General features: G+C 60.2%; 5 protein-coding genes. 1 reads left to right on the top strand and 4 read right to left on the bottom strand.

Annotated features, from left to right (window positions below):
• From M3436_20415 to M3436_20425, 3 genes are all read right to left on the bottom strand, one after another.
• On the bottom strand, positions 1 to 244 hold a 244-nt coding region (locus M3436_20415), incomplete at its 3' end, for an NPCBM/NEW2 domain-containing protein (GenBank protein MDQ3566335.1).
• A 217-nt stretch (positions 245 to 461) separates the two neighbouring features.
• Positions 462 to 710 carry a hypothetical protein gene (locus tag M3436_20420; GenBank protein MDQ3566336.1) on the bottom strand — a complete coding sequence of 83 codons (249 nt, stop codon included), beginning with the start codon at positions 708 to 710 and terminating at the stop codon, positions 462 to 464.
• 249 nt (positions 711 to 959) lie between these two features.
• Positions 960 to 1,904 (bottom strand): transposase, encoded by a 945-nt coding sequence (locus tag M3436_20425; protein ID MDQ3566337.1) that lies wholly within the window; start codon positions 1,902 to 1,904, stop codon positions 960 to 962.
• 31 nt (positions 1,905 to 1,935) lie between these two features.
• Between M3436_20425 and M3436_20430 the strand changes: the two genes are divergently transcribed.
• Positions 1,936 to 2,076 (top strand): hypothetical protein, encoded by a 141-nt coding sequence (locus M3436_20430; protein ID MDQ3566338.1) that lies wholly within the window; start codon positions 1,936 to 1,938, stop codon positions 2,074 to 2,076.
• Positions 2,077 to 2,612: 536 nt separating this feature from the next.
• Here M3436_20430 and M3436_20435 read toward each other — a convergent pair.
• On the bottom strand, positions 2,613 to 2,861 hold a 249-nt coding region (locus M3436_20435; GenBank protein MDQ3566339.1), incomplete at its 5' end, for an ATP-binding protein.

A 2,861-nucleotide genomic window follows, 5' to 3' on the forward strand; every position in this document is an offset into this window, starting at 1 on the left:
GCCGGGAGCCGTCGGCTTTCGTCAGGATGGGCGAGACCCAATTCGCCAGGTCGCCGACCGGGCCGTCGCCGCCATCCGTGACGACGAGGTAGAGTTCCTTCGCGCCTCGAAGATCCGCGTGCAGCGAGACCGGCTCGCGGTTGACCATGCCGCTCGTGGCGACCGGATTGGCGCCGGAGGTCACGCTCGGGGAGACGAGCGAAATGCCAAGGCCAGCGATGGCGAGAAAAAGTAGGCGCTTCATGTGGCGCAAGCTTCCAGCTTGCGATCGTCTCAAGACAAGCTGGAATCTTGACTTACTTCTTCTTCGGTTTCGGATCGAGGCTCGCCGCGAAGTCTTCCTCCGTGATCTTCGATTCCACGCCATTGGCCGGCAATTCCGCCTTCGGCGTCCAGAGGATGGCATTGAGCACGAGATCGCTTCACATCAGCGCGCACCTCAACGATGCCGTGGCTGTTCGTCATTGCCCCGTTTTGATGGAAGTGCCCGCCCCGGTAAAGCCGAAGCCACGATCGCCGCCGGGCCATTCCACCGCCCGGGCGACATGCTGACGTTCCTTGTGCTCGAGCACGGCCGGATTGCCGCTATGCACGCGCTCGGGCCGGTTCAAGTCAAAGAATCCGCGGACGCCAGATCGGAAAGGAGTGGCACCCTCTTTCCTGACCCAGCGCGCCATCCCCGCCGCCAGAGTCAGCAACGACTCTGTCAAATGAAATGCAGATTCCGCTGGAAAACCCCCCGTTTTCCCGGAGGTGAAAAACGGCTAAATGCGCCGGGACGTTTGGAAAAATATTACTCTCAATGCGGCTCACGAAGCAATACTTTTTTACCGCCAAAACGCAGGTATCTGATTTCCGAGAACTAACCTTGGGACTTTCTTCACCTTTGAATTCAACTCCGCTCACTTCCGTTGCAATCTCATCGCCTTTGGAGCCTGGTTAGCTTCGGATCTTCTTGTTTATGGCATTGCCATCGCCGTTTGCAGGCGGCTCTCGCAGCCGTCCTCCGCTCGTTGCCTCAGCTCCCAAGCCATGACTTTGATCCAGCGTTTGATGTTACAGGCCGTGCCGATGAGTTGGTTCTGCAAGTCAACCTTCGCCTTGCCGCGGTAACGCGCCCGGCGCAGCCCGTGCGCACGAACCAGCTCGCTCTGGGTGCCTTCAATGGCATTGCGCTGGTGCATCCGCTCCTGAAAATTTGCGCTCTGCTGCTCGCGCCGCCGCGCTTGCAAATGGTTATGATGCTCTCCTACTACCAGCGTGCGATGTTTCTGAGCCGCGCCAACGCATTGCTCTTTCAATGCACAGGAGTGGCAATGGGTGCTAAACTCGAAACGGTAACTAACTTTGCCAGTGTCCTTTTCTTCCAAGCGGCTGCATTGGGTGTTCTCGTGGCCCGCCGGGCAGACCGCCCGGCGTTGGTTTACGTCAATCTCAAAAGCTTCAATGCGAAAAGCGGGGTCCAGGCCGGCACGTGCCGCGCTCGGTTGCGCGGGACCAAGGAGTTCGCGCTGCTCTTGCGCGGCTTCGGTCAGCGCGGCGGCGCAGATGTAGGCGCCATCGACATAAAGTTCGCTCGGTGACTCGAGTCCCGCAGCGCGTTGCTGCTCGAAGGTTGCCGCCAGGCCAGCCTCGTCGCTCTCGATGGCATCCTGGGTGACGATCGAAGTCAGAAAGTGAGGCTTCGGTTCACCTTCCTCGCGCTGGGAGGCAGCATCCTCAAAGCTTTCGGCCACTTGCACTTTGTAGCCCACCCAGTCTTTCTTTGCCGCACCGTGGCCCTTCGCGCTCCACTGCGCTTGCGGGTCGTGCGGGTTCTGTACCACTCCCGGGGCATGCACCTCCACCCGTTCGAGCTGGCCGCTCGGGATCGTGACATACCGCTGGGCGAAGACTTCCTTCAAAAGCCGGACCTGCCGACAACGGCTCCAGCCATTGCAGCAAGCGCAAGCTATCCTCGCCTGCCTGCTGCTGTTTTTGCTTAAACACGGCTTCGGCACTTTTGTAGTCGAGCTTGTTTTCCACATAGCGTTCCCACAAGGCCGGCCAGAAATCCGGCCGCTGATCTTCGGCTAACACCTCCGCGAGCTCTTCCAGGGCCAAACGCAACGTTTCGCGCACACATTCCAGCGAACTCATCCGCGACACCAACCCCAGCACATGGGTCGAATCCAGCCGCTGCTTGTTTTGCGCGGCACCAGCCCTTCTCGCTGCAAAGCCTCGAGCACGGCCGTAAACGCCAGCTTGGCCTGCGCGTGCTCGAGGAGCCGCTCGCGGAAATAAGAAAGCAAGCTATGATGAAAGCTCTTCTGCCCCAGCTGTCATTTTGCACCTCAAAATCACCCGCCTTTTTGCACTTCAAAATCACCCACCCCTGGGGTGCGGATTTCATAGCAGTTTGAGTTTGGGTTTCAAGTGGTGGCTGACAGCCGGGTGGGGTTTTTGGTTCATTGCCGGTGCGAGCCGGAGGATAGGGCTCTGCGGGAGCGCAACCCGAGCGCCGGCTTGGCCCGTGGATTGCCAAGGCCATCCCAGCCCCGTCCGGATTCTCGAAGTCCGGACGGGGTTTGTGGTCTGCGACGCCAGGGCAAGCCACGGCCCATGCGAAAAACTCATGGCTTTGGCTCCTCTGACTTTCTGCGGCTCGCTGCCGTGTCCAGCGGGGCGGTTTCGGCGGATTCTGCCAGGCGTTTGCTCTTGGGCTCGACTCCCGCCAGCGGCGCGTCTTTGACGCGGTAGCTGCGCCCGTGAATGGCGATGAGGGTGGCGTGGTGCAAAAAGCGGTCGAGGATGGCGCTGGCGGTGGGCACATCGCTCAAGAGCTTGCCCCAGTCTTCGAGCGGGCGGTTGCTGGTCATGAT

This window comes from Pseudomonadota bacterium (assembly GCA_030859565.1).
Taxonomy (GTDB): Bacteria; Pseudomonadota; Gammaproteobacteria; order JACCXJ01; family JACCXJ01; genus USCg-Taylor.